This window comes from Telluria sp. ZB4P37, assembly GCF_059685855.1.
This window is the reverse complement of sequence record NZ_JCASID010000001.1, coordinates 476,638-498,769: the sequence shown is the minus strand read 5'-3', so window position 1 is coordinate 498,769 and position 22,132 is coordinate 476,638. Positions and strand designations below refer to the sequence as shown.

Here is a 22,132-nt window from a genome sequence, read left to right as displayed (position 1 = left end):
TCAATGGTGCAGCGCAGTGTACGGCGCCGCGCCGAGGCCCGGGCTAGCGCGGCAGGTGCGCGATCATGCCGCGCAGGCCGCTGGTGCGGTGGGTGCGCAGGGCAACCGCTTCGGCCAGCACGGTGCCGGGAGGCGAGACCAGGGTGAACTGCTCGCTGGCGCGGGTGATGCCGGTGTACACCAGCTCGCGCGTCAGGATGGCGCCACGCTCGCGCGGCAGCACCAGCACGGTGTGGCGGAATTCCGAACCCTGGGATTTGTGCACCGTCATCGCAAACGCCGTTTCGACATTGCGCAGGCGGGTCGCCAGCACGCTGCGCACCTTCTCGCCTTCGAGGAAGTAGACGCGCAAGGCGCCCGGGCGGGCCGGATCAGGCAGGGTCAGGCCGATGTCGCCGTTGTACACGCCGGTACCGTAGTCGTTGCGGGTCACCATCACTGGACGACCGACATACCATTCGCCGCTCGGCCGCAGCAAACCGGCCTGGGCCAGGCGCCCGGCGATCGATTCGTTCAGACCCGAGACGCCCCATTCGCCGTCGCGCACCGCGCACAGGATGCGGAAGGATTCGAAGCGCTGCAGGATCTGGCGCACCCATTCTTCATGATGCGTGTTCAATGAGCCCGCGGCAGCCGTATTCAACACGTCCAGATAGGACCCATAGCCGGACTGCGCCAGTTGCAGGACGTGCTGCTGCTGGGCGTTCTCGATCCAGCGCACGCCAGGTTCGCCTGCGCGCAGCACGGCCTCGGCCCTCGATGCGTCGCCCGCGTTCACGGCCAGCGCCAGCTGGCCGATCGGGCCGCCGAAGCGGCGGCTGTGGCGCAGCATCACGGTCTGCTGGGCCAGGGCGCCGCCGTCGCCGAAAAAGTCTTCGGGCAGCGCTTCGCCGCTGGCCGCCCGCACGTAATCGAGGGTGGCCCGGGTGTAGCCGCCGGCGTGGGCGTTATGGCAGAGGTCGCCCAGCACGGCGCCCGCCTCCACCGAGGCCAGCTGGTCCTTGTCGCCCAGCAAGATCAATGTCGCGGTGGGCGGCAGCGCATCCAGAAGCGATGCCATCATCTCGAGGTGGACCATCGAGGCTTCGTCGACGATCAGCACGTCGACGTCGAGCGGATTGCCGCGGTGGTGGGCAAAAGCGCGGGTGTCGGGACGTGCGCCCAGCAGGCTGTGGAGGGTGCGCGCCGCGCCCATGCGCAGGGTCAGCTCGCGCAGCGGCAAGGTGGAGCCGACCTTTTCCGCCAGCTCGTTCAGGGCCTTGTCGATCGACTGCTTCAGGCGCGCGGCCGCCTTGCCGGTCGGCGCGGCGAGCGCAATGCGCTGGCTGGCCGCTTCGGGTGCGGTGGCGAACAACAGCGCCAGCAGGCGCGCCACGGTATAGGTCTTGCCGGTGCCGGGACCGCCGGTGATGATGGCGACCGAGCCGCGCAGCGCGATGGCACAGGCCAGCTTTTGCCAGTCCGGCCCGTCGCCTTCGGCTGTGCGCTGGGAGGCGAACAGCAGGTCGAGCCAGCCGCGCACGGATGCTTCATCCACTTCGCGGCTGGCCAGGGCGCGTTCGCGCACGGCACCGGCCACCAGCATCTCGTCGCGCCAGTAGCGGCGCAAGTAGAGCCGCTCGCCATCGAGCACCAGCGGCTGGTCGTAGTCGAAGGCGCCGATTTCCCATACCTGCTCGCATCCGGCCAATATCTGCGCCCAGGTCTGCGCCGTCTTTGGCAGCGGGCCGGCGTGGCGCGCCAGGTCTTTCCACTGCCCGTCGCTCCAGCCCAGCAGCTCGGCCGGGCCGGCCGCCAGGTCGGACAGCAGCAGGCAGCTGTGGCCGTGGCCTTCGAGCTCGGACAGCACGCTCGAGGCCAGTACCAGCGCCGGAGGGGCCGCACCCAGCGAGGCGACGAAGCGCGCGAAAGCGCAGGACAGGCGGCGCAGTTCGCCCGCCTCGCCCAGCTGCGCCAGCGCGCTCCAGAGCGCGTCGATATCGGCTTCAAGCTTCGCCATGATGTCCCTTGTCCAGCAAGGCTTCCAGTCCATCGAGCAGTTCCAGGTCCGGCGCCAGCACGCAGCAGCCGTGGGTCTCGGGGTTGGCGATCCCGCGCAGGAACAGGAAGACCGCGCCGCCCAGTTGCCGGCGCGGCTCGTAGGCCTCGCCCAGTCGGCTGCGCAGCAGGCGGTGCAGCGCCAGCATGTAGATGGTGGCCTGGATATCGTAGCGGTGGCCCGCCATGCCGAGCTCCATCGCGGCCTGGGTATAGGCCGCGTCGCCCGGCCCCAGCGCATTGGTCTTGTAGTCCAGCACCCAGAAGCGCCCCTCGTGCTCGAATACGAGGTCGGCGAAGCCCTTGAGCATCCCGTGCAGGGTGCGATCCGGCAGGATCGGGCGGTCGACGCCTTTCATGATGCGCGCGCGGCAGAGAGAATCAAGCCGGGCGACGTCCAGACGCTCGCTCGGGAACCAGAATTCGAGCTCCGGCACTGGTTCGACCAGCTCGCACAGGGCCGCGCCGACCGGCGGCAGCGGCGTGCTGACCACAGCATGCAGCCAGGCCAGCGCGTCATCCAGGCGATGGCCCCAGCCCGCGCGCTCGATGCGCTGGGCCAGGCGCTGCATGAACTCCGGGTCATCGACCTGTTCGAAGCCTTCCTGCGCCATCCACTCCAGCTGCTCGTGCATGAAATTGCCCGGCACCGAGCCGCGCGGGAAGCGGTGCCAGGGCGCGTCCTCGATGCGCGGCGGGGTCGGGACCTGGGGATCTTCCTCGCGCAGGGTTTCTTCCTGCGCGCGCATCGGCGTGGGCACGGGCGCGGCCACGGCGTGGCGCACCAGCGAGGTAAACGAGCCGATCGACCAGTCGCGCTCGAAACGCGCCTCGTAGCGCGGCGCGGCCAGGAGGTCGGGGCGCACGTCTTCGCGCACGAGCGGCGTGCGGCCCTGCGGTTCGGTCAGGTCGTGCAGCTCGATGCCTGCGATACCGCCACGCAGGCGCTCGATCCGCTCGCGCAGCAGCACGCTGTCGATTTTTTCGCCGCCCCCGAGCAGATAGCCCAGCGCCGATTCGTGCAGCCGGTTTTCGCTCTTGCTGCGGCCGCTGATCGGCGCCGCGCCCAGCCACAGGAAATGGCGGGCGCGCGTCAGGGCCACGTACAGCAGGCGCAGGTCTTCTTCCAGGCGCGCGCGGTCGACCGCTTCGAGCGCCTCGTCGCCCATCGACAGGTCGAGCCGGCGCGCGCCATCCTCGCCTACGAATTCGAAGAAAGCACGGTTGCGGCGGTCGGTGCGGCGCGCGCTGACGGCAAACGGCAGGTAGACCAGCGGGTATTCGAGGCCCTTGGACTTGTGGACCGTGACCACCTTTACCAGCTCGGCATCGCTTTCCAGGCGCAGCACGCGTTCGTCGCCACCCTCGCCCACGCCCTCGAGCTGCTCGGCCAGCCAACGGATCAGGGCTTGTTCGCCCTCGAGCTGGGTGCTGGCTTCCTGCAGCAGTTCGGCCAGGTGCAGCAGGTTGGTCAGGCGGCGCTCGCCCCCGGCCTCGCGCAGCAGGCGCGCCGGCAGCCCCAGTTCGTGGACGAAACGGCGCAGCATGGCCAGCACGCCCTGGCGCTGCCAGGTGCCGTGCAAGGCTTTCAGCTGCTCGACCCTTTCTTCCCAGGCCATTTCGTCGTTTGAGAAGCGCGCCAGCTCGCCCAGCGCCAGGCCGGCGGTGCGGGTGGCAAAGGCCGCGCGCGCAAGCAGGCCGTCGAGCGGGTTCGCCACCGCATACAGCCAGCGCAGCACGTCAGCCGCTTCCTCGCTCTCGACCACCGAGTCCTTGTCGGACAAGTAGACGCTGGCCACCTTGCGCTGCACCAGCGCCCGGCGTACGGCGGCTGCTTCGCGCCGGTCGCGCACCAGGATGGCGACGTCGGCCGGCATCAGGCGGCGGAAGCGCGTGCCGTCAAGAAAGCCGACGCGCTCATCGCCCAGCAGGCCGACGATATGCTCGGCGCAGTGGTGGGCGAAGAACTCGCGGTATTCCTCCTGGTTCATCTGGCCCGCGCAGCACAGCGACATTGGATGCGCGGGACCGTCGGCCCCGACCAGGCGCTCGCGGTGGCCCTGGGCGGCTACAGCTTCGAAGGGCAGCGGATTGTCCTCGCCGCGGCGGAAGCGGAAGGCGCCGCCGGGATAGCCGCCCTGCCCGTTCTCCCCTTCGGCGTGGCGGAACAGCTGGTTCACCGCTTCCACCAGCGCGCTCGTGGAACGGTAGTTGGTGCCGAGCTGGTAATGCCGCCCTTCGGTTGCGCGCCGCGCTGCAAGATAACTGTGGATGTCGGCGCCGCGGAAGCCATAGATCGACTGCTTCGGGTCGCCGATCAGGAACAGGCCTTGCTGCGGGTCGTTCGCCGCCACCCGGTACAGCAGGTCGAAGATGCGGTACTGGTCCGGCGAGGTGTCCTGGAATTCGTCGACCATCGCCACCGGGAACTGCAGCACGATGCGCATGCGCAGCGCTTCGCCGTTCGGCCCTTCAAGCGCGGCCTTCAGGCGCTCGAGCATGTCGGCAAAGCCGAACTGGCGGTTGCGCGCCTTCAATTCGCGCATGCGCGCGCCGATATGGCTGGCGGCGTGGCGCAGCAAGGCATGCGACAGCGGATCGAGCGCTTCCACCGCGTCCTTGAGCGGCGCCGTGAAGCCGAAGCATTCCGGCACCTCGGCCACGAAGTCCTTGCTGAACGCATCGACGATGCCGTCCGGGCAGAGGCGGCGCCAGCCCGTTTCGTTCAGGGCCGGCAGCACCATCGCAGGATCATTGGCCCAGGCGCGCAGCGCCTCGAACCACTTGACCAGCGAATCGGCGCGCATCTTGTTGCCGTTGAAGCACTTGGGCTGGCGCTCGCGATGGCCCGCGATCCAGCTTTCCATCTCGTCGGCGCGCGCGGCCCAGCCTTGCTTGAGCTGCACGAGTTCGGCGCGAAGCGCGCGCTCGATGCGCGCCACCAGGCTGCCGAGCGGCTCCTGCGGGCAGCTACCCAGCAAATGGGTGCGGCCGACCAGCTCGCGCACGCTGCTTTTCAGCGCATCGACGTCCTTCCAGCATCCCAGCACCGAGCCCAGGAGGTTCGCGTTCAGCGGATAGACGTGCTGGCGCCAGTAGTCGTGGGCCGCGTCCTCGAACAGCGCGCGCTCGTCGGTGACCAGCTCTTCGTCGAACAGGCTGCCGGAGTCGAAAGCATGCTCGCGCAACATGCGCTGGCACCAGGCGTCGATGGTGAAGATCGCTGCCTCGTCCATCGTCTCGGCCGCCAGCACCAGGCGGTGGGCGGCGACATTGCGCTCGGCCTCGCCCGGGTAGGCGTCGGCCAGGTCGCGCAGGTAGGGATCGTCCTTGTCGAGCTGGCCGCGGAAATAGGCGGCCGCTTCCACCAGGCGCTCGCGCACGCGGTTGGCCAGCTCGCGGGTGGCCGCGCGCGTAAAAGTCATCACCAGGATTTCGCTCGGCAGCAGCGGCCGCGCGAAGGCGCTTTTTCCATCCTTGTCGCCGTGGCCCAGCACCAGGCGCAGGTAGAGCGCGGCGATGGTCCAGGTCTTGCCGGTGCCGGCCGAGGCCTCGATCAGGCGCGAGCCGTGCAGCGGAAAATCCAGGGCCTTGAGGAGCTGAGTCATTCTGCGCCTCCATTCAAGGGCGCTACCTTGACACCGGCATCGATCCAGTCGGCCAGCGGGCCATACAGGTCGCGCGCGACGTGGGGCCAGTCGCCGGCGGCGATCAGGGTGGCGAAATCGGGCCACAGGCGCGCCAGGCAGAGTTCATCGACCTCGCCCGACATCTCGTAGCTGCCGTCGTAGGTGACGCGGGCGTCGCCCTCCTGCAGCAGCGCCAGCGCGGTCTTGCAGGCCACGCCTAGCGGGCGGTCGAGATTGGTGCGCCAAAGCGCGGCCAGGTCGTGCAGCGTGGCGGCAGCTTCGACCGGATCGAGCGGCGCCATCGTCAACACTGCGTCGCGCGCCACCAGGTGGCCGGCGGTCGGCGCGCCGGCGGCGGCGGCGGCCAGCTGGCGCAGCCAGGGGCCGATCAGCTTGTCGCCGCGCGGGCGCCCTTCCCGGTCCAGCACTTTCGAGGACACCTGCATCAGCCAGGCGGTGGTTTCGCCATCGGTGCGCAGGCGGTCGATCCAGTCGTCCAGCACCAGGCCGTTATCGAGCGCCAGGCTGACCGCGCGCTTGGGCGCCAGCTGCGGGAAGCGCGCGCCCAGCGCCAGCCAGGCCGTGCGCACCGGCACCAGGCCGTCGACCAGCTCCTGCTGCCATTGGCGGCCCATCAGGCCGATCGGCAGCACGCCTTCGCGCGCGAGGCGTTCGGCGCGCGTGTTCAGGGCAGCGCGCACTTCGTGCGGCGCCTCGGCCGGGCCGCTGTCGTCCAGCAGGTGGTCTTCGATGAAATAACGCTCCAGTGCGTCGAGCGCGAACGGTTCTTCGTCTTCGCCCACTACCGCAGCTTCGCCGAATACCACCCCGAGGCGGCGGCGGAAGAAATAGCGCGCCGGCTGGCGCAAAAAGGCGGCCAGTTCGCCCAGTTTCAGCACGAAGCCGGGTTCGAGCTCGTAGGGCGGCAGCGCCTCGGCCAGCGCGGCCGCGTCGTCGTCCCGGCCGTGGGCCGAGCGCCATTCGCCGGCATAGGTGAGCAGGCCGCCGCGCTCGAAATAACGGCGGCTGAAAGGCTGCAGTGCATGCTCGACCGTGCGCTCGGACAAATCGAGGTCCCAGCCGCCCACGAGGTAGTCGCGCAGCTGGGCCACCAGTACCGAGGCCGGCTGCTCGCTGTTGTCGCGCACGTTGCGGCCGACCCAGCTCACGTAGAGCTTGTCGCGCGCCGACAGCAGGGCTTCCAGCATCAGGTAGCGGTCGTCGTCGCGGCGCGATCGGTCGCCCGGGCGCGCCATGCCGGGCAAGGCCAAGAGGTCGAAATCGGCCTGGTGGGCGCGGCGCGGGAAGTCGCCGTCGTTCATGCCCAGCAGGCAGACCACGCGGAAAGGCACTGCGCGCATCGGCATCAGGGTGCAGAAGGTCACGCCGCCCGAGACGAACTGGTGGTTCAGGGTCGGCTGGTCGAGCTCGGCCAACCAGGCTTCGCGCATCACGGCCAGCGGCACCGGCTCGTCGAACGCGGCGCTGTCACAGGTCTCGAGCCAGCATTGCAGGGCGTCGTTCAGCTGGGCGAGAGTCAGGCGGTCGGCTTCGATCCCGGCGTGGAAAAAAGCGGCCAGAAGAGCGCGCGCGGCCTCGCCCCATTCGTTCGGCGTGCGCGCCTGCACCAGGGCCGCGCGCCAGGTCAGCAGGGTCTCGATGAACTGGGCCAGCGAGCCGGCCAGCGCCGCGTCCAGCCCGCCCACCTCGGCATAGGGCTCGATATCGCCGAAGCTCGCGCCCGCGCCGCTGGCGTAACCGAGCAGCATGCGCCGTACACCGAAGATCCAGGCGTTCTGCTCGCCGGCCGAGCCGAGGCCCAACCCCGCGCGGTGCTCGCGGTCCAGGCCCCAGCGCACACCCGATCCTTCGATCCAGCGCCCCAACATCGGCAGGTCGCCGGTATCGAGCCCGAAGCGCGCGGCCACCGCCGGCACGTCGAGCAGGTCGCGCACCTCGCTCTGGCGGCAGCGCTGCTGCGGCAGGCGCAGCAGCCACTCCAGGGCCACCAGCAGCGGATTGACGCTGCGGTCGCGCACGTCCCCGATCTCGAACGGGATGTGGCGCGGGTCGAGGCGCCGGTGCTGGTCGAACACGGCGTGGATCGCGGCCGAGAAGGTGTCGATGTCGGGCATCATCACCACCACGTCGCGCGGGCGCAGCGTGGGATCCCGCGCGAACCAGGACAGCAGCTGGTCGTGCAGCACCTCGACTTCGCGCTGGACGCTGTGGGTGATATGGAATTCGATCGACTGGTCATCGAAAGGCGGCACGTGCGGATGCTCCGACAGCGGCAGCAGGTCGCGCACCGCAACCTGCACCTGGGCCAGCAGGGTGTGGCCCTCGCCGTCGTCGAACAAATCGACACGCATGTTCTCGTAGCGCGCCCCTTCGCCGTTGTCGAATTCGTCGAGCATGCGCACGAAATCGCGCCCCTGGCGACCCCAGCTCGCCAGCAGCGGGTGGGTGTGGGCGTGCAGTTCCTCGACCGGCACTTCGGCCAGGTCGATGCCCGCGCGTGGCTGCTGGCGCCGACGCGCGGCCTTGAGCAGCTCGCGCCCTTCGATGATGTCGCCCCAGTAGAAGCGGCAAGGGTTCGGCACCGCGAACAGCACTTGCGTGTGGCGCGACAGCGCGGCAATCGCCTGCAGGGTCTGGTAAGGCAGGGTCGACATGCCGAACAGGATCACGCGGCGCGGCAGCTTCGACACCGGCATGCGGCCGGATTCGCTCGCGGCCAGGAATTGCGCATGGATGGCGGCGCGGCCGGTGACGCGCTGTTCCAGCGGCAGGCTGGCGTGGATCTCGCGCCACAGACAAGCCTGCCATTTCTGGTCGGGGTCCAGCGGCACGGGATCGCCGACCGCGCGGCGCAGCACGTCGCGCCCGGCTTCCCAATCCTCGAGCCAGTCGGCGCGGTAGACCTGGTAGCCGTCGTAGAGGTCGGCCAGGCGCTCGGCCAGCTGCAGGCGCCGCTCGGGGCAGCCATCGCCCAAAAATTGCGCCAGCGGCGCATAGCTCGGCTCATTCATCAGGCCGGGAAGCAGGCGCATCAGGCGCCAGGTGAGCGGGTCCTTGTCGAAGGGTGCGCGGGTGGGCACGCGCTCGCGTCCCAGCATGCCACGGTAGGCTTCCCACAGGAAGCGCGCCGGCAGCGCCACGCGGGTGGCGGCGCACACGCCCATGCTTTCCGCCATGGCGATTTTCAGCCACTCGGCCACCCCGTTCGACTGCACCAGGATGGTCTCCTGCTCGAGCGGCCCCAACGGGTGGCGGCGCAGCCAGTCGAACATGGCGCTGCGCAGCAACTCCATCTGGTTGCCGTGCAAAATTAACAAGCCGGGGGTGATCGCGGAGGACATCGGTATGGTTGGGCTGCTCAGGTGGCAAGGATACCCCGTTTGGGGTCCGGGCGGAAGGGCCGCGGGCCATTCCCGGGGGCGGTCAATACACGCTCAGCGCCTGTCTTCCGCCCTCAAACCGAGCTGTGCAGTGATGTTGCGCTCGATGCGCACCAGCTTCGCCCGCAAGCGTGCCGCCAGCGCGCGCGCCTGGGCTGGGCGGCCGGACTGGCTTTCCAGTTCCTCGCAGACGCCGGCAAAGGCAGCCGCCCCGACCACCCGGGCCGAGGACTTGACCCGGTGCGCCACGGCCGCGGCGGTGGCCGCATCGGCTTTCGACAGGGCCACGTCGATCTCGGACAGCGCGTCGCGCGCCGTCGACAGGAACATGAAGGCGTATTTGCGCATCTTCTCGCGGTCGCCGTCGAAAGTCTCGGCCAATTGCGCCAGGTCCAGCTGCCCGGGACCCGGGACCTCGCGCGGCGCGGCCTCCGGCGCCGGCCGGGCGCTGCGTCCGAGGCAGCGTGCAATGGTGGCCGCCAGCAGTTCTGGCATCACCGGCTTGGCCAGGAATTCGTTCATGCCCGCTTCCAGGCAGCGCGCACGGTCGCCGACCCCGGCGTTGGCGGTCATCGCGATCACCAGCGTGCCCTGCAGGGCCGGGTCGCTGCGGATGCGGCGGGTCGCTTCCAGCCCGTCCATCACCGGCATCTGTACGTCCATCAGCACGCAGTCGAAGCGCCGGCGCGACATGGCCTCAAGCGCCGCCTGGCCATTGTCGGCCACGGCCACCGTCGCGCCGGCGTCGGCCAGCAGCTCGCTGCCGACCTGCTGGTTGAAGGGATTGTCCTCGACCAGCAGCACCGCGCAGCCGTCCAGGCGCGCGGGCGGCGCCGCCGCATCGGGCACCGGCGCGCCCGCAGGGCCGGCCGCGCCTTCGTCGAGCGCCAGGCTGGCCGTGAACCAGAAGGTGCTGCCCTGCCCCGGCGTGCTCTCGACCCCGACCTCGCCGCCCATCAGCTCGGCGAGCTGCTTGCTGATCACCAGGCCCAGGCCGGTGCCGCCGTGGCGCCGGGTGGCGGAAGGGTCGGCCTGGTGGAAAGGCGTGAACAGGCCGGCCAGCTTGTCTGGGGCGATGCCGATGCCCCTGTCCTGCACCTCGAAGCGCACCAGCAGCTGCGGCCCGAACGCGCGCAGCTGGCGGGCGCGCAGCGCGATGCGGCCGCGCTCGGAAAACTTGACCGCATTGCCGGCAAAGTTGAGGAGTACCTGCTCCAGGCGCAGCGGATCGCCACGCAGGGGGCGCATGAGTTCCGGCGCGATCTCGCGCTCGAAATCGATGCCCTTGGCCGCCGCGGCCTGCCCCAGCTGCTGCTCGACATTGCGCAGCACGGCGTCGAGCGAGAAGCCCACGGTGTGGAGTTCGAGCTTGCCGGCCTCGATTTTCGAAAAATCGAGGATGTCGTTGATGATGCCCAGCAGGTGCTTGCCGGAGTGGTTGATCTTTTCCAGGTAGCCGCGCAGGCGCGCGTCGGCGCAGGACTGCAACGCCAGGTGGCTCATGCCGATGATGCTGTTCATCGGGGTGCGGATCTCGTGGCTCATGTTCGACAGGAAGTCGCTTTTGGCCTGGTTGGCCGCGTCGGCCCGCGCCTTGAGCTCGTGCAGGGCGGTGACATCGGTCGAGACGCACAGCACCGCCGGCGCCGCGCCTTCGGACTGCAGTGGCACCCGCACGCTCCACAGCTGGCGGATGCTGCCGTCGGGCAGGGCCTGCTCGACCTGGCTGGCGCCGGGCTTTCCGCTTTCGAGCACGGCGCGGTCGCGCTCCCACATCTCGTCGGCGCGCGCCGCCGGCATCAGGTCGAGGTCGCGCCGGCCGATTACCTCGCTTGCGGGCAGGCCGACGATCCCCGCGCTCTTCGCATTCACGTAGTGGTAGCGCCGCTCGGCATCCTTCAGGTAGACGAAGGCGTCGAGGTTGTCCAGCACAGAGTCGAGCAGCAGGCGCTGGTCGAGCGCGGCGCGGCGCGAGCGGTACAGGCTGAGAAACAGGGTGAAGGCCAGCAGCGTGCCGAGGAAACCCGAGGCCAGCGCCAGCAGCGGCAGGTAGCGCTGGTGGCCATCGACCATCGCCGCGCGGTCGGCCGAAAACCGCGCCTTCCAGCGCGTACCGACATAGTCGATCTCGAGCAGGGTCGTGAACTGGCCGGCAGGCGTGGGCTTGCCGCGCACCTCCGGCCCGTTCACGAGCCGGTCGGTCGGAAGCAGGACCAGCGCAGCGTGTTCCCTGCGCGGTCCCGCTTCGCTATATACGCTGAGCAGGATCGGTTGCCCCACCCCCGGGCCAAGCGCCTCGCGCACCAGTTTGTCGACCGAGAAGGCAATGCCGATGCTGCCGAAAAAGCGCGCGCGCCGCTCCTCGACCGTGGCCGGGAGCGCCCCGCCCAGGTAAAGCGGCTCGCGCATGCCCAGCACGATGCGCGGCTTGGGGTAATCGAGGCGGACCGGATGGCCGGAGGCCGATATGCGGCCGCTGTCGCGCGCCGACGCCACCGTCGCCGCCACCTTCGGGTTGGCCGCGATGTCGATCCCGAGCCGGCTCACGGGCAGGTTGGGCGGCTCGACCCAGGTGATCACTTCGTAAGACGGACGCCGGCCGGGCGGACTGATGTCGAAGCCGGGGCTGCCCGCCGGGTCCACGCTGCGGTCATTGCGCACGCCGGCGATGAAGGCCTCGCGTTGCGCATCCGGCACGTGGGCGATGAAGGAGACCGCTTCGAGCGCCGGGAACTCGTGCGTCAGGTCCAGCGTCTGGACGTAGCGGTGAAAGCGCAGCCGGGTCAGCGGCCCGTCACCGGCGGTGTGCAGCGCCGCCAGGCCGCGCACCACCCGCGCATACGAGGCGATGGCCGCCGAGACGCGCTCGCGCGCGAGCTGGGCGACGTTGTCGAAACGGCGCCGGGCGTCGTCCTCGACCGCGCTGGCCGCGACCTGGTAGAACAGCAGGCCGACCGCGAGCGAGAGCGCCACCCCGGCCGACCAGGTGGCGGCGAGGGTGGCCCGGCGCGGGCTGGTCGCGAAACTGCGGGTTGTCGGCGGGTGCATGTTCTCCAGTGCGCGCCGCTGCGGGCGCTCGATACGGCGGGTGCTAGTATAAAGTGGCCAGGCCCGCTACATAGTCACGCATATCCACCGCGACCCGGGCCTGCTCCTGCTCATCCATATTAACAAGACTGGACAAAGACTGCGATCACCATGCGGCACGAACCCCTTGATCCCTACCGCTGGCTGGAAGACATCGATGGCGGCCCCGCCCGCGCCTGGGTCGGCGAGCGCAATGCCCTCACCGAAGCCGAGCTCGAAGCGCAGCCGGGCTTCGCCACCCTGCGCACCCGCTTGAGGTCCATCCTCGACTCCACCGGGAAGATCCCCTACGCCGGCTGCCACGGCGGCATGCTGTACAACTTCTGGCGCGATGCCGCTTACCCGCGCGGCATCTGGCGCCGCACCACGCTGGAGCAATACCGCAAGCCGGCGCCACGCTGGGAAACCGTGATCGACCTGGACGCCCTGACGCGCCTGGAAAACGAAAACTGGGTCTGGGGCGGCGCCACCTGGCTCGAACCCGGCGCCGGGCGCTGCCTGGTGTCGCTGTCGCGCGGCGGGGGCGATGCCCGCGTGCTGCGCGAATTCGACCCGGTTGCACGACGCTTCGTGGAGAACGGTTTCGTGCTGCCGGAAGCGAAAAGCCAGGTCGCCTGGATCGACCGCGACACGCTCTTCGTCGGTACCGACTTCGGCCCCGGCTCGATGACCGATGCCGGCTACCCGCGCATCGTCAAGGAGTGGCGGCGCGGCGAGCCGCTGGCCAGCGCGCGCACGGTATTCGAGGCCCAGCCAGGCGACATGTCGGCCTCGGGCTGGCGCGACCAGACACCCGGCTACGAACGCGACTTCGTGCAGCGCCAGCTTGGCTTCTACAGCAGCGAGCTGTTCGTGCGCCAGGGCGGGCGCCTGCGCAAGGTCCCGAAGCCCGACGACGCCAAGGCCTATGCCGTGCGCAGCCAAATCGTGGTCGAGCTGCGCTCGGACTGGGAAACCGGCGGCCGCCACTACCCGCAGGGCGCCCTGCTGGCCGCCGATTTCGACGCCTTCCTCGATGGCACAGCTGTGTTCGACGTGCTGTTCGCGCCCACGCCCACCACCTCGCTCGACGCCGTAGCGGTCACGCGCGACGCCCTGCTCCTGACCTTGCTCGACAAGGTGAAGAACCGGATCGTCGAACTGCAGCGCATCGATGGCGCGTGGCGCCGGCGCGAACTCGAACTGCCCTCGATCGGCGCGCTCGATGCCTGGGCCTATGACGAGGTGGGATCGAACCTGTACTTCCTGGCCGTCACCGGCTTTACCGAGCCGACCACCCTCTACCTGATGGAAGCCGGCAAGCAGGACAGCCATGCGCTGGGCGAGCCGCTCAAAGCGATGCCGGCGTTTTTCGACGCCACGGGTCTTGCCGCCAGCCAGTTCGAGGCGCAGTCGCCGGACGGCACCCGCGTACCCTATTTCGTCGTCATGCGCCACGACACGGTACTGGACGGCGCCAACCCCACCGTCTTGTACGGCTATGGCGGCTTCGAAGTCTCGCTCAAGCCCTCCTACGGCGCCATCAGCGGCGCGGCCTGGCTGGAAGCGGGCGGCGTCTACGTGCTGGCGAATATCCGCGGCGGCGGCGAATTCGGGCCGCGCTGGCACCAGGCCGCGCTGAGATCAAACCGCCAGCGCGCCTTCGACGATTTTCTGGCCGTGGCCGAAGACCTGGTGCGCCGCCGGATCACCAGCCCGCCGCACCTCGGCATCATGGGCGGCAGCAATGGCGGCCTGCTGGTGGGCGCCGCCCTCACCCAGCGCCCCGATCTGTTCGGCGCCGTGGTCTGCCAGGTGCCGCTGCTGGACATGCGGCGCTACCACCAGCTGCTGGCGGGCGCCTCCTGGATAGGCGAATACGGCGACCCGGACGACCCGCTTGAGTGGGCATGGATAGCGCGCTACTCGCCCTATCACCAGCTGCAGCCCGGCACGGCCTATCCGCCCCTGCTCCTCACCAGCTCAACCCGCGACGACCGGGTCCACCCCGGCCATGCGCGCAAGATGGCGGCGCGCATGCTGGAGCTGGGACAGGATGTGCTGTACTGGGAGAACGTCGAAGGCGGCCATGCAGGCGCGGCCGACAATGCGCAGACCGCGCGCATGTGGGCGCTGACCTGGACCTACCTCGCGCTCAAGCTGCGCCGAGGCCTTTAAGACACCATGCGCTTGGCGAACAGAGCGTCCCAGGTCGCCTGAACGTCGATCGTCAAGGCGACCGCGGTCTCGATGCCGATGACCTGCGGCGAGCCGATCCGGCTGGTCACCACGCCGGCGCGGCGCGTCAAGCGCTCCATCGCCGTGGTCGTCACCGTCACGAAGTGGGTCAGGTCGTTCTCGATGCCGTAGCGGATGATGGCTTCGAACGACTCCAGGGTCATTTCCGAGAATCCGTAGCGGCTGGCGGCGTCGGTCTCGATGGCAAAGCGCGACAGCTCCCAGATATGCGGGTCGCTTGGCGCCTCGCGGCCTTCGAGCAGCTGCGGGAAGGAATCCTTGAGCATGTAGGGGCCTTCGGTCGGCAGCAGGCGCCAGCAGCCGCGCAGCACCCCGCCCGGCTCGCGCATCAGCATGTAGCCTGGCTCGAGCGCGTCGTAGCCGTCGATCTCCATGCCGGACAGTACCGGCACTTCCCACCCCAGGCGACCGCTGAACACCTTGGCGCGCAGCGTGTGCATCTCCCACAAGTCCTTCGATTTGAATTCACGGCGTGTAGCGATCTTGATGTGCATTGTCATGATGAGCCCCTGTTTGTGGTTGATTGAACCTATGCATTCCGCATACAAGGTTCATGCAAATCGGGCAGCACCGGAACTAGCAACACTGCTAGGTGGCTATTTCCATTGCTAATGGAATACTTGCATTTTGCATAGACACCGACGGAAAGGACACAACATGGCAAACGAGTTGATGTGCGAAGCACTGGCGGCAGAACTGGAAGCACAGCAGGCTGCGCAGGTGTCAGGTGTGAGGCAGTCGGCGCCGCATGAATTGCGGCGCCTGCGGATCGCCAAGCGCGAGAGCCAGGAGCGGTTCTGGAGCCGGTTCGGCGTGACCCAGTCCAGCGGCAGCCGCTTCGAGACCGGCCTGGCCGTGCCGGCCCCGGTGGCCATCCTGCTGCGTCTTTATGTCAACGGCAGGCTCAGCGATGGTGATCTTCAGGCGTAAGCAGGCCGCAGGAGATCGCCTTGATTACCGCCTGCTGGCGGGTGTTGACGCCGAATTTTTGGCGCACATTCGCCAGGTGAAAATTCACGGTCGCCTCGGAGCAGCCGGTGATGCGGGCGACTTCCCAGGATGACTTGCCCGCCATGACCCATTGCAGCACTTCAAGCTCGCGCCGGGTCAGGCGCGGCAGCTCCGGTTCCGTCCTGGCCTCGCGAAAGCGCGCGGACGAGGCAAAGGCGTAGTCGCGGATCAGGGACAATGCCGGCAGGGCCTCGGCCACCGAGCGCACGAAGGGCGCGTCGGGGCGCGCGTCGGAAGCAAAACTGATCATGCCCACTTCGCCCTGCGGGCCGTGCACCGGCAGGGTGACGCCGCTGCGGATGCCGTGGGCGCTGGCTTCTTCATACAGGGTTCCGGGCGCACCGTCGCCGAACGTGGTCGGCGCCCAGACCAGCGGCAGGGTGCTCGACAGGCAGTGGCCGACGGTCGGATCGACATAGGCGAAGCCGTTACTGTCGTAGCGCTCGCGCCATTTAGTGGAATAATTACTGCGAAGAAAAGCGTTTTCGAAGCGCACGTGCCGCGACGGAACCACACCATAGAGCACCTGGTCGAAACCCTGGGCGCGCGCCAGTCCGAAGAAGCGCTCACTCCATGCCTGGTCGTCCGGGGCTTCCAGTAACTCGATAAGTAATGCAGTGTCGATCATGGGTCAATGTCGGGACAGCGTACCCAGTATCCTAGTTCAGTCCGGTACGAAGAAGACTCACCAAATTTAACAAGAGCGTATTTATACCTCGCAATCTGTCGTAGCAATACAACAATTCCCCTCAATCGTGCGCTGCGCTTCAGTCAGCTACGCTACGCTCCGCCGGATTGCCGTCTGAAATTTTCCCTGTTGCAAGATTAGCCACGTTAAAACGGCCGATGCTGCTTGACTTGGATCGACACAAGAGTATCTTCTCTGCAATTCAGATGTAACAGTCGCAGCCCTGCCGCGGCGCCCCCTCTTTTTACCGAACTTAGCGAGACAAGGATTTAGTCGATGAACATCATGACCGACATGGGCGAACAGTTGGACGTCAAGCTGTTGCTGGCGACCCTGATGGCGCTGAAAAAAGGCGATTTCTCGGTACGCATGCCCTCGGACTGGACCGGCGTCTCCGGCAAGATCGCCGATACGCTCAACGACATCATCGAGACCAAGCAGAAGATGGTCGAGACGGTCACCGACGTGTCGCGCGTGGTGGGCCGCGAGGGTCACCTGACCCAGCGCGCCGACCTGCCGGGCGTGGTGGGCGGCTGGAGCACCATCATCAGCTCGGTCAACACCCTCATCGACGACCTTGTGCGCCCGACCACCGAGATGGCGCGCGTCATCGGCGCCGTGGCAAAAGGCGACCTGTCCCAGACCATGGCGCTGGAAGTCGACGGCCACCCGCTCAAGGGCCAGTACCTGCGCGCGGCCATGACCGCGAACACCATGGTGGAACAGCTCTCCTCCTTCTCTTCCGAAGTGACGCGCGTGGCGCGCGAGGTGGGTACCGAAGGCAAGCTGGGCGGCCAGGCGCAGGTGAAGGGCGTGGCGGGTACCTGGAAAGACTTGACCGACTCGGTCAACTCGATGGCGGGTAACCTGACGTCCCAGGTGCGTAACATCGCGGAAGTGACCACCGCGGTGGCGAACGGCGACTTGTCGAAAAAGATCACGGTCGACGTGCGCGGCGAGATCCTGCAGCTGAAGGACACCATCAACGTCATGGTGGACCAGCTGCGCTCCTTCGCATCGGAAGTCACGCGCGTGGCGCGCGAGGTGGGTACCGAAGGCAAGCTGGGCGGCCAGGCTTACGTGCCGGGCGTCGGCGGCACCTGGAAAGACTTGACCGACAACGTGAACTTCATGGCCTCGAACCTGACGGGCCAGGTGCGTAACATCGCGGCCGTGACGACCGCGGTGGCGAACGGCGACTTGTCCAAGAAGATTACCGTGGACGTGAAGGGCGAAATCCTGGAGCTGAAGAACACCATTAACGTCATGGTCGACCAGTTGTCCTCGTTCGCATCCGAAGTGACGCGCGTGGCGCGGGAAGTGGGTACCGAGGGCAAGCTCGGCGGCCAGGCGCAGGTGAAGGGCGTCGGCGGCACCTGGAAAGACTTGACCGACTCGGTCAACTCGATGGCGGGTAACCTGACCGGCCAGGTGCGTAACATCGCGGACGTGACCACCGCCGTGGCAAACGGCGACTTGTCCAAGAAAATTACCGTCGACGTGAAGGGCGAGATTCTCGAGCTGAAGAACACCATCAACGTGATGGTCGACCAGCTGAACTCCTTTGCATCCGAAGTGACGCGCGTGGCGCGTGAAGTGGGTACCGAGGGCCGCCTGGGCGGCCAGGCGAACGTGCCGGGTGTTGCGGGCACCTGGAAAGACTTGACCGACAACGTGAACTTCATGGCGGGTAACCTGACCGGCCAGGTGCGTAACATCGCGGAAGTGACCACCGCGGTGGCGAACGGCGACCTGTCCAAGAAGATTACCGTGGACGTCAAGGGCGAGATTCTCGAGCTGAAGAACACCATTAACGTCATGGTCGACCAGTTGTCCTCGTTCGCATCCGAGGTGACGCGCGTGGCGCGTGAGGTGGGTACCGAAGGCAAGCTGGGCGGCCAGGCTTACGTGCCGGGCGTGGGCGGTACCTGGAAAGACTTGACCGACAACGTGAACTTCATGGCGTCGAACCTGACGGGCCAGGTGCGTAACATTGCGGCGGTGACGACCGCGGTCGCGCGCGGTGACTTGTCCAAGAAAATTACCGTGGACGTGAAGGGCGAGATTCTCGAACTGAAAGACACGATCAACGTCATGGTCGACCAGTTGTCCTCGTTCGCATCCGAGGTGACCCGAGTCGCCCGTGAGGTGGGTACCGAAGGTAAACTCGGTGGCCAGGCAAACGTGTCGGGTGTTGCAGGTACCTGGAAGGACTTGACCGAGAACGTCAACCAGCTGGCGGCAAACCTGACCAACCAGATGCGCGCGATCGGCGAGGTGGCAACGGCGGTGACCCGTGGTGACTTGTCGCGCTCCATTCAGGTGGAAGCGCGCGGCGAGGTGTCCTACCTGAAGGACAACATCAACGAGATGATCCGAAACCTGAAAGAGACCACGCAGAAGAACGCGCAGCAGGATTGGCTGAAAACCAACCTGGCGCGCTTCACGCGCCTCTTGCAGGGCCAGCGCGACTTGCAGGCGGTGACCAAGCTGATCCTGTCCGAGCTGGCGCCACTGGTGTCGGCCCACCACGGCGTGTTCTACATGATGGACTCGCAGGAGACCGATGCACGCCTGCGCATGATCGCGAGCTACGGCTACCGCTCCAGCCGCAAGCTGCCGACCTCCTTCCTGCCGGGCGAAGGCCTGGTGGGCCAGTGCGCGCTGGAGAAGACCCGCATCTGGCTGACCGACGTGCCGCGCGATTACATCGTGGTGTCCTCGGGCCTGGGCGCGGCGCCGCCGAACAACATCGTCGTGCTGCCGATCCTGTTCGAGCAGCAGGTCAAGGCCGTGATTGAAATCGCGTCGCTCGACCGCTTCACCGAAACCCACCTGTCATTCCTGGACCAGCTGATGGAATCGATCGGCGTGGTCCTGAACACCATCGAGGCGAACAGCCGTACCGAGTCGCTGCTGACCCAGTCGCAGTCGCTGGCCCAGGAACTGCAGCAGACCAACCAGGAACTGGCCGAAAAGGCGCGCCTGCTGTCCGAGCAGAACATCGAGGTGGAACGCAAGAACCGCGAGGTGGAGCAGGCCAAGCTGGCGCTGGAAGAAAAAGCGACCCAGCTGGCGCTGTCGTCCAAGTACAAGTCCGAGTTCCTGGCCAATATGTCGCACGAATTGCGCACGCCACTGAACTCGCTCCTGATCCTGGCGCAGCAGCTGTCGGATAACCCGGACGGCAACCTGTCCGGCCGTCAGGTGGAATTCGCCAAGACCATCCACGGCTCGGGTTCCGACTTGCTGACGCTGATTAACGACATTCTCGACCTGTCGAAGATCGAGTCCGGTACCGTCACGCTGGACGTGTCGGAATACCGCTTCCTGAACCTGCGCAACTACGTGGACCGCACCTTCCGCCACATGGCCGAAGCCAAGCACCTTGGCTTCCAGGTCGACCTGGCGGACAACCTGCCGACTGCCGTGATGACCGATACCACGCGCCTGCAGCAGGTCTTGAAGAACCTGCTGTCGAATGCGTTCAAGTTCACCAGCCACGGCCAGGTGGAGCTGACCATCAGCCTGGTCAACAGCGGCTGGACCGCGGACCACCCGAACCTGGTGCATGCCGACGCCGTGCTGGCCTTCTCGGTGCGCGACACCGGCGTGGGCATCCCGTCCGACAAGCTGCAGCTGATCTTCGAAGCCTTCCAGCAGGCCGATGGCTCAACCGCCCGCAAATACGGCGGTACCGGCCTTGGCCTGTCGATTTCGCGCGAACTGGCGCGCCTGCTCGGCGGCGAGATCCGGGTCGAATCGATCGTCAACGTCGGCTCGACCTTCACCCTCTACCTGCCGTACAACCGCGCCGGCTTCATCAACTACGAACAGGCACGCCAGCCGCAACCGGCGCGCCTGGCCCCGCCCCCAAGCCCTGCCCCGGTGACCTTCCAGAAGTCGGCACAGCAGCAGACCGACGTGGCCACCGTCGAGACGATCGAAGCGGCTTTGCTGGTCGAATACTCGTCGGTGCTCGATGACCGCGGCCTGGTGACCCCGGGCGACCCGTCGGTGCTGATCGTGGAAGACGACGAGCGCTTCGCCAAGGTGCTGCTCGACTTCGCCCGCGAAAAGAACTTCAAGGGCATCGTCACCCAGCGCGGCGACTCGGCGCTGTCGCTGGCGCGCGACTACCTGCCGTCGGCGATCCTGCTCGACATCGACCTGCCGGACATCGACGGCTTCACGGTGCTCGACCGCCTCAAGCGCGACCCGAGCACCCGCCACATCCCGGTGCACGTGATGTCCTCGCTGCGCGAGCGCGAGCGCGCGCTGCGCCAGGGTGCCATCTCCTACATCAACAAGCCGGTCAGCCGCGAGCTGCTGCAGGAAGAATTCAAGCGCATCCAGAAATTCCTGATGGGCGGCAAGCGTTCGCTGCTGGTGGTCGAAGACGACATGGCCCAGCGCGAGTCGATCGTGGCCCTGATCGGCAACACGGACATCCACATGGTGACGGTGGATACCGGCGCCGGCGCGCTGGAAGTGCTGGAAAGCTCGCACTTCGACTGCATGGTGCTGGACCTGACCCTGCCGGACATCTCGGGCTTCGACCTGCTGGACCGCATCGGCGCCAACGAGCGCCTGCGCGACCTGCCGGTCGTGATCTACACCGCCAAGGAACTGTCGCGCAAGGAAGTCACGAAGCTCAAGCGCTACGCCAAGACCATCGTCATGAAGGATGCTCGCTCGCCGGAACGCCTGCTGGACGAGACCGCGCTGTTCCTGCACCGTTCGCAGGCCAGCCTGCCGGAGAACCAGCGCCGCATGCTAGAGGAGATCCACGCGCTCGACGGCGGCCTGGCCGGTCGTAAAGTGCTGATCGTCGACGATGACCTGCGCAACATTTTCGCCCTGTCCACGCTGCTGGAGCGCCAGCAGATGCAGGTGCTGTTCGCCGAGAATGGCCGCGACGGCATCGAGGTGCTGGAGAAGGACCCGACCATCGAGATCGTCCTGATGGACATCATGATGCCGGAGATGGACGGCTACGACACGATGCGGGCGATCCGCCGCATCCCGAAGTTCCGCTCGCTGCCGATCATCACCCTGACCGCCAAGGCCATGAAGGGCGACCGCGACAAGTGCATCGCCGCCGGCGCTTCCGACTACATCACCAAGCCGGTCGATGTGGCGCAGCTGCTGTCGATGATGCGGGTCTGGCTCCACTAATGGGCGAGCATAGCGCCTGGAGCGGATGTGCCGCCGCCCAGGCGACCGAGGAACTCGAAATCGAGCTGCTGCTGGAAGCACTGTACCAGCGCTTCGGTGCCGATTTCCGTGGCTATGGACGCACCCGGCTGCGCGAGAAGCTGCTGCTGCTCCTGCAGCGGAGCGAGCTGGCGACCATCTCGCGCCTGCAGGAAGGCGTGCTGCACCAGGCCGGCGTGGCGATCGACGTGGTGCGCGCGCTGGCGGTGCCCTTGGCGCCGCTGTTTGACCAGCCGCTTGAGACGCGCCGGCTGCGCATGGCGCTGGGCGACAGCCTGCGCCCGACCGCCCTGCCCAAGGTATGGCTGGCCGAGCCGGGCGGCGTGTGCGAGGCCTGGACCCTGGCGATCCTGCTGGCCGAAGAGAAGCTGTACGCGCGCACCGAGGTGTTCGCGACCCTGGCCAGCGACGACCTGCTGGCCGAGGTGCGCGATGCCACGGTGCCGGCCGCGCAGCTCGACGCCGCGCAGCGCGACTACGAGGAAAGCGGGGGTAGCGGCCGGCTGGCCGACTATTTCGAGGTGTCCGGCGGCGAAGCGCGCCTGCTCGGCCGCCTGCGCGAGCGCATTACCTGGGCCCAGTACAGCCTGGTGACCGATGCCTCGTTCAACGAATTCCACGCCATCATCTGCCGCCGCGCCCTGCCCGACTTCGGCCCGGTGCTGCGCCAGCGCGTGCTGCGCCTGTTCCACGACAGCCTGTCGCTGTTCGGGGTACTGGGGCTGGACCGTCCGCTGGCGCCGACGGATGTGATTGCGGGGGAATATTTGCCGTTGTTCGAGGGTGGTGGGTGGTATAAGCGCATACGTTGATCTGTCGATCAT

10 protein-coding genes are annotated in these 22,132 nt (G+C 67.5%); 4 read left to right on the top strand and 6 right to left on the bottom strand.

Annotation, left to right across the window (positions count from 1 at the left end; genetic code table 11):
• Nucleotides 1-43: 43 nt before the first annotated feature.
• From recD to AC56K1_RS02465, 4 genes are all read right to left on the bottom strand, one after another.
• The gene (recD, locus tag AC56K1_RS02480; RefSeq protein ID WP_497156250.1) at nt 44-1,999 is read right to left on the bottom strand and encodes an exodeoxyribonuclease V subunit alpha; all 1,956 of its coding nucleotides are present in this window, start codon (nt 1,997-1,999) and stop codon (nt 44-46) included.
• The gene (gene recB / locus AC56K1_RS02475) at nt 1,986-5,645 is read right to left on the bottom strand and encodes an exodeoxyribonuclease V subunit beta (protein ID WP_497156249.1); all 3,660 of its coding nucleotides are present in this window, start codon (nt 5,643-5,645) and stop codon (nt 1,986-1,988) included. The genes recD and recB overlap by 14 nt, the downstream gene beginning before the upstream one ends.
• Complete coding sequence (gene recC, locus AC56K1_RS02470) at nt 5,642-9,028, bottom strand: exodeoxyribonuclease V subunit gamma (RefSeq protein ID WP_497156248.1); 3,387 nt, start codon at nt 9,026-9,028, stop codon at nt 5,642-5,644. The genes recB and recC overlap by 4 nt, the downstream gene beginning before the upstream one ends.
• 93 nt (nt 9,029-9,121) lie before the next feature.
• Nucleotides 9,122-12,115 (bottom strand): CHASE domain-containing protein, encoded by a 2,994-nt coding sequence (locus tag AC56K1_RS02465; RefSeq protein WP_497156247.1) that lies wholly within the window; start codon nt 12,113-12,115, stop codon nt 9,122-9,124.
• A 150-nt stretch (nt 12,116-12,265) separates the two neighbouring features.
• On the opposite strand from AC56K1_RS02465, the gene AC56K1_RS02460 reads away from it, so the two are divergent.
• Nucleotides 12,266-14,311 (top strand): prolyl oligopeptidase family serine peptidase, encoded by a 2,046-nt coding sequence (locus AC56K1_RS02460; RefSeq protein WP_497156246.1) that lies wholly within the window; start codon nt 12,266-12,268, stop codon nt 14,309-14,311.
• Here AC56K1_RS02460 and AC56K1_RS02455 read toward each other — a convergent pair.
• Entirely contained in the window at nt 14,308-14,892 is a 585-nt protein-coding gene (locus tag AC56K1_RS02455) for an acyl-homoserine-lactone synthase (RefSeq protein ID WP_497156245.1), read from the bottom strand. The two genes, AC56K1_RS02460 and AC56K1_RS02455, sit on opposite strands and share 4 nt — an antisense overlap.
• Nucleotides 14,893-15,049: 157 nt before the next feature.
• Between AC56K1_RS02455 and AC56K1_RS02450 the strand changes: the two genes are divergently transcribed.
• Nucleotides 15,050-15,322 (top strand): helix-turn-helix domain-containing protein, encoded by a 273-nt coding sequence (locus AC56K1_RS02450; protein ID WP_497129862.1) that lies wholly within the window; start codon nt 15,050-15,052, stop codon nt 15,320-15,322.
• Here the strand turns inward: AC56K1_RS02450 and AC56K1_RS02445 are convergent.
• Nucleotides 15,297-16,031, bottom strand: coding sequence for a helix-turn-helix transcriptional regulator (locus AC56K1_RS02445; RefSeq protein ID WP_497156244.1), 735 nt, complete (start codon nt 16,029-16,031; stop codon nt 15,297-15,299). The two genes, AC56K1_RS02450 and AC56K1_RS02445, sit on opposite strands and share 26 nt — an antisense overlap.
• 336 nt (nt 16,032-16,367) lie before the next feature.
• Here AC56K1_RS02445 and AC56K1_RS02440 point away from each other — a divergent pair, with 336 nt between their 5' ends.
• On the top strand, nt 16,368-21,269 hold the full coding sequence (locus AC56K1_RS02440) for a hybrid sensor histidine kinase/response regulator (protein WP_497156243.1): 4,902 nt from the start codon (nt 16,368-16,370) through the stop codon (nt 21,267-21,269).
• Complete coding sequence (locus tag AC56K1_RS02435; protein WP_497156242.1) at nt 21,269-22,120, top strand: CheR family methyltransferase; 852 nt, start codon at nt 21,269-21,271, stop codon at nt 22,118-22,120. The genes AC56K1_RS02440 and AC56K1_RS02435 overlap by 1 nt, the downstream gene beginning before the upstream one ends.
• The last annotated feature ends 12 nt before the right edge of the window (nt 22,121-22,132 follow it).

Bases quoted from the DNA above. Each gene is read 5' to 3' on its own strand.
- recB (WP_497156249.1), bottom strand. From the start codon at position 5,645: ATGACTCAGCTCCTCAAGGCCCTGGATTTTCCGCTGCACGGCTCGCGC.
- AC56K1_RS02460 (WP_497156246.1), top strand. From the start codon at position 12,266: ATGCGGCACGAACCCCTTGATCCCTACCGCTGGCTGGAAGACATCGAT.
- recC (WP_497156248.1), bottom strand. From the start codon at position 9,028: ATGTCCTCCGCGATCACCCCCGGCTTGTTAATTTTGCACGGCAACCAG.
- AC56K1_RS02455 (WP_497156245.1), bottom strand. From the start codon at position 14,892: ATGACAATGCACATCAAGATCGCTACACGCCGTGAATTCAAATCGAAG.
- AC56K1_RS02465 (WP_497156247.1), bottom strand. From the start codon at position 12,115: ATGCACCCGCCGACAACCCGCAGTTTCGCGACCAGCCCGCGCCGGGCC.
- recD (WP_497156250.1), bottom strand. From the start codon at position 1,999: ATGGCGAAGCTTGAAGCCGATATCGACGCGCTCTGGAGCGCGCTGGCG.
- AC56K1_RS02435 (WP_497156242.1), top strand. From the start codon at position 21,269: ATGGGCGAGCATAGCGCCTGGAGCGGATGTGCCGCCGCCCAGGCGACC.
- AC56K1_RS02445 (WP_497156244.1), bottom strand. From the start codon at position 16,031: ATGATCGACACTGCATTACTTATCGAGTTACTGGAAGCCCCGGACGAC.
- AC56K1_RS02450 (WP_497129862.1), top strand. From the start codon at position 15,050: ATGGCAAACGAGTTGATGTGCGAAGCACTGGCGGCAGAACTGGAAGCA.
- AC56K1_RS02440 (WP_497156243.1), top strand. From the start codon at position 16,368: ATGAACATCATGACCGACATGGGCGAACAGTTGGACGTCAAGCTGTTG.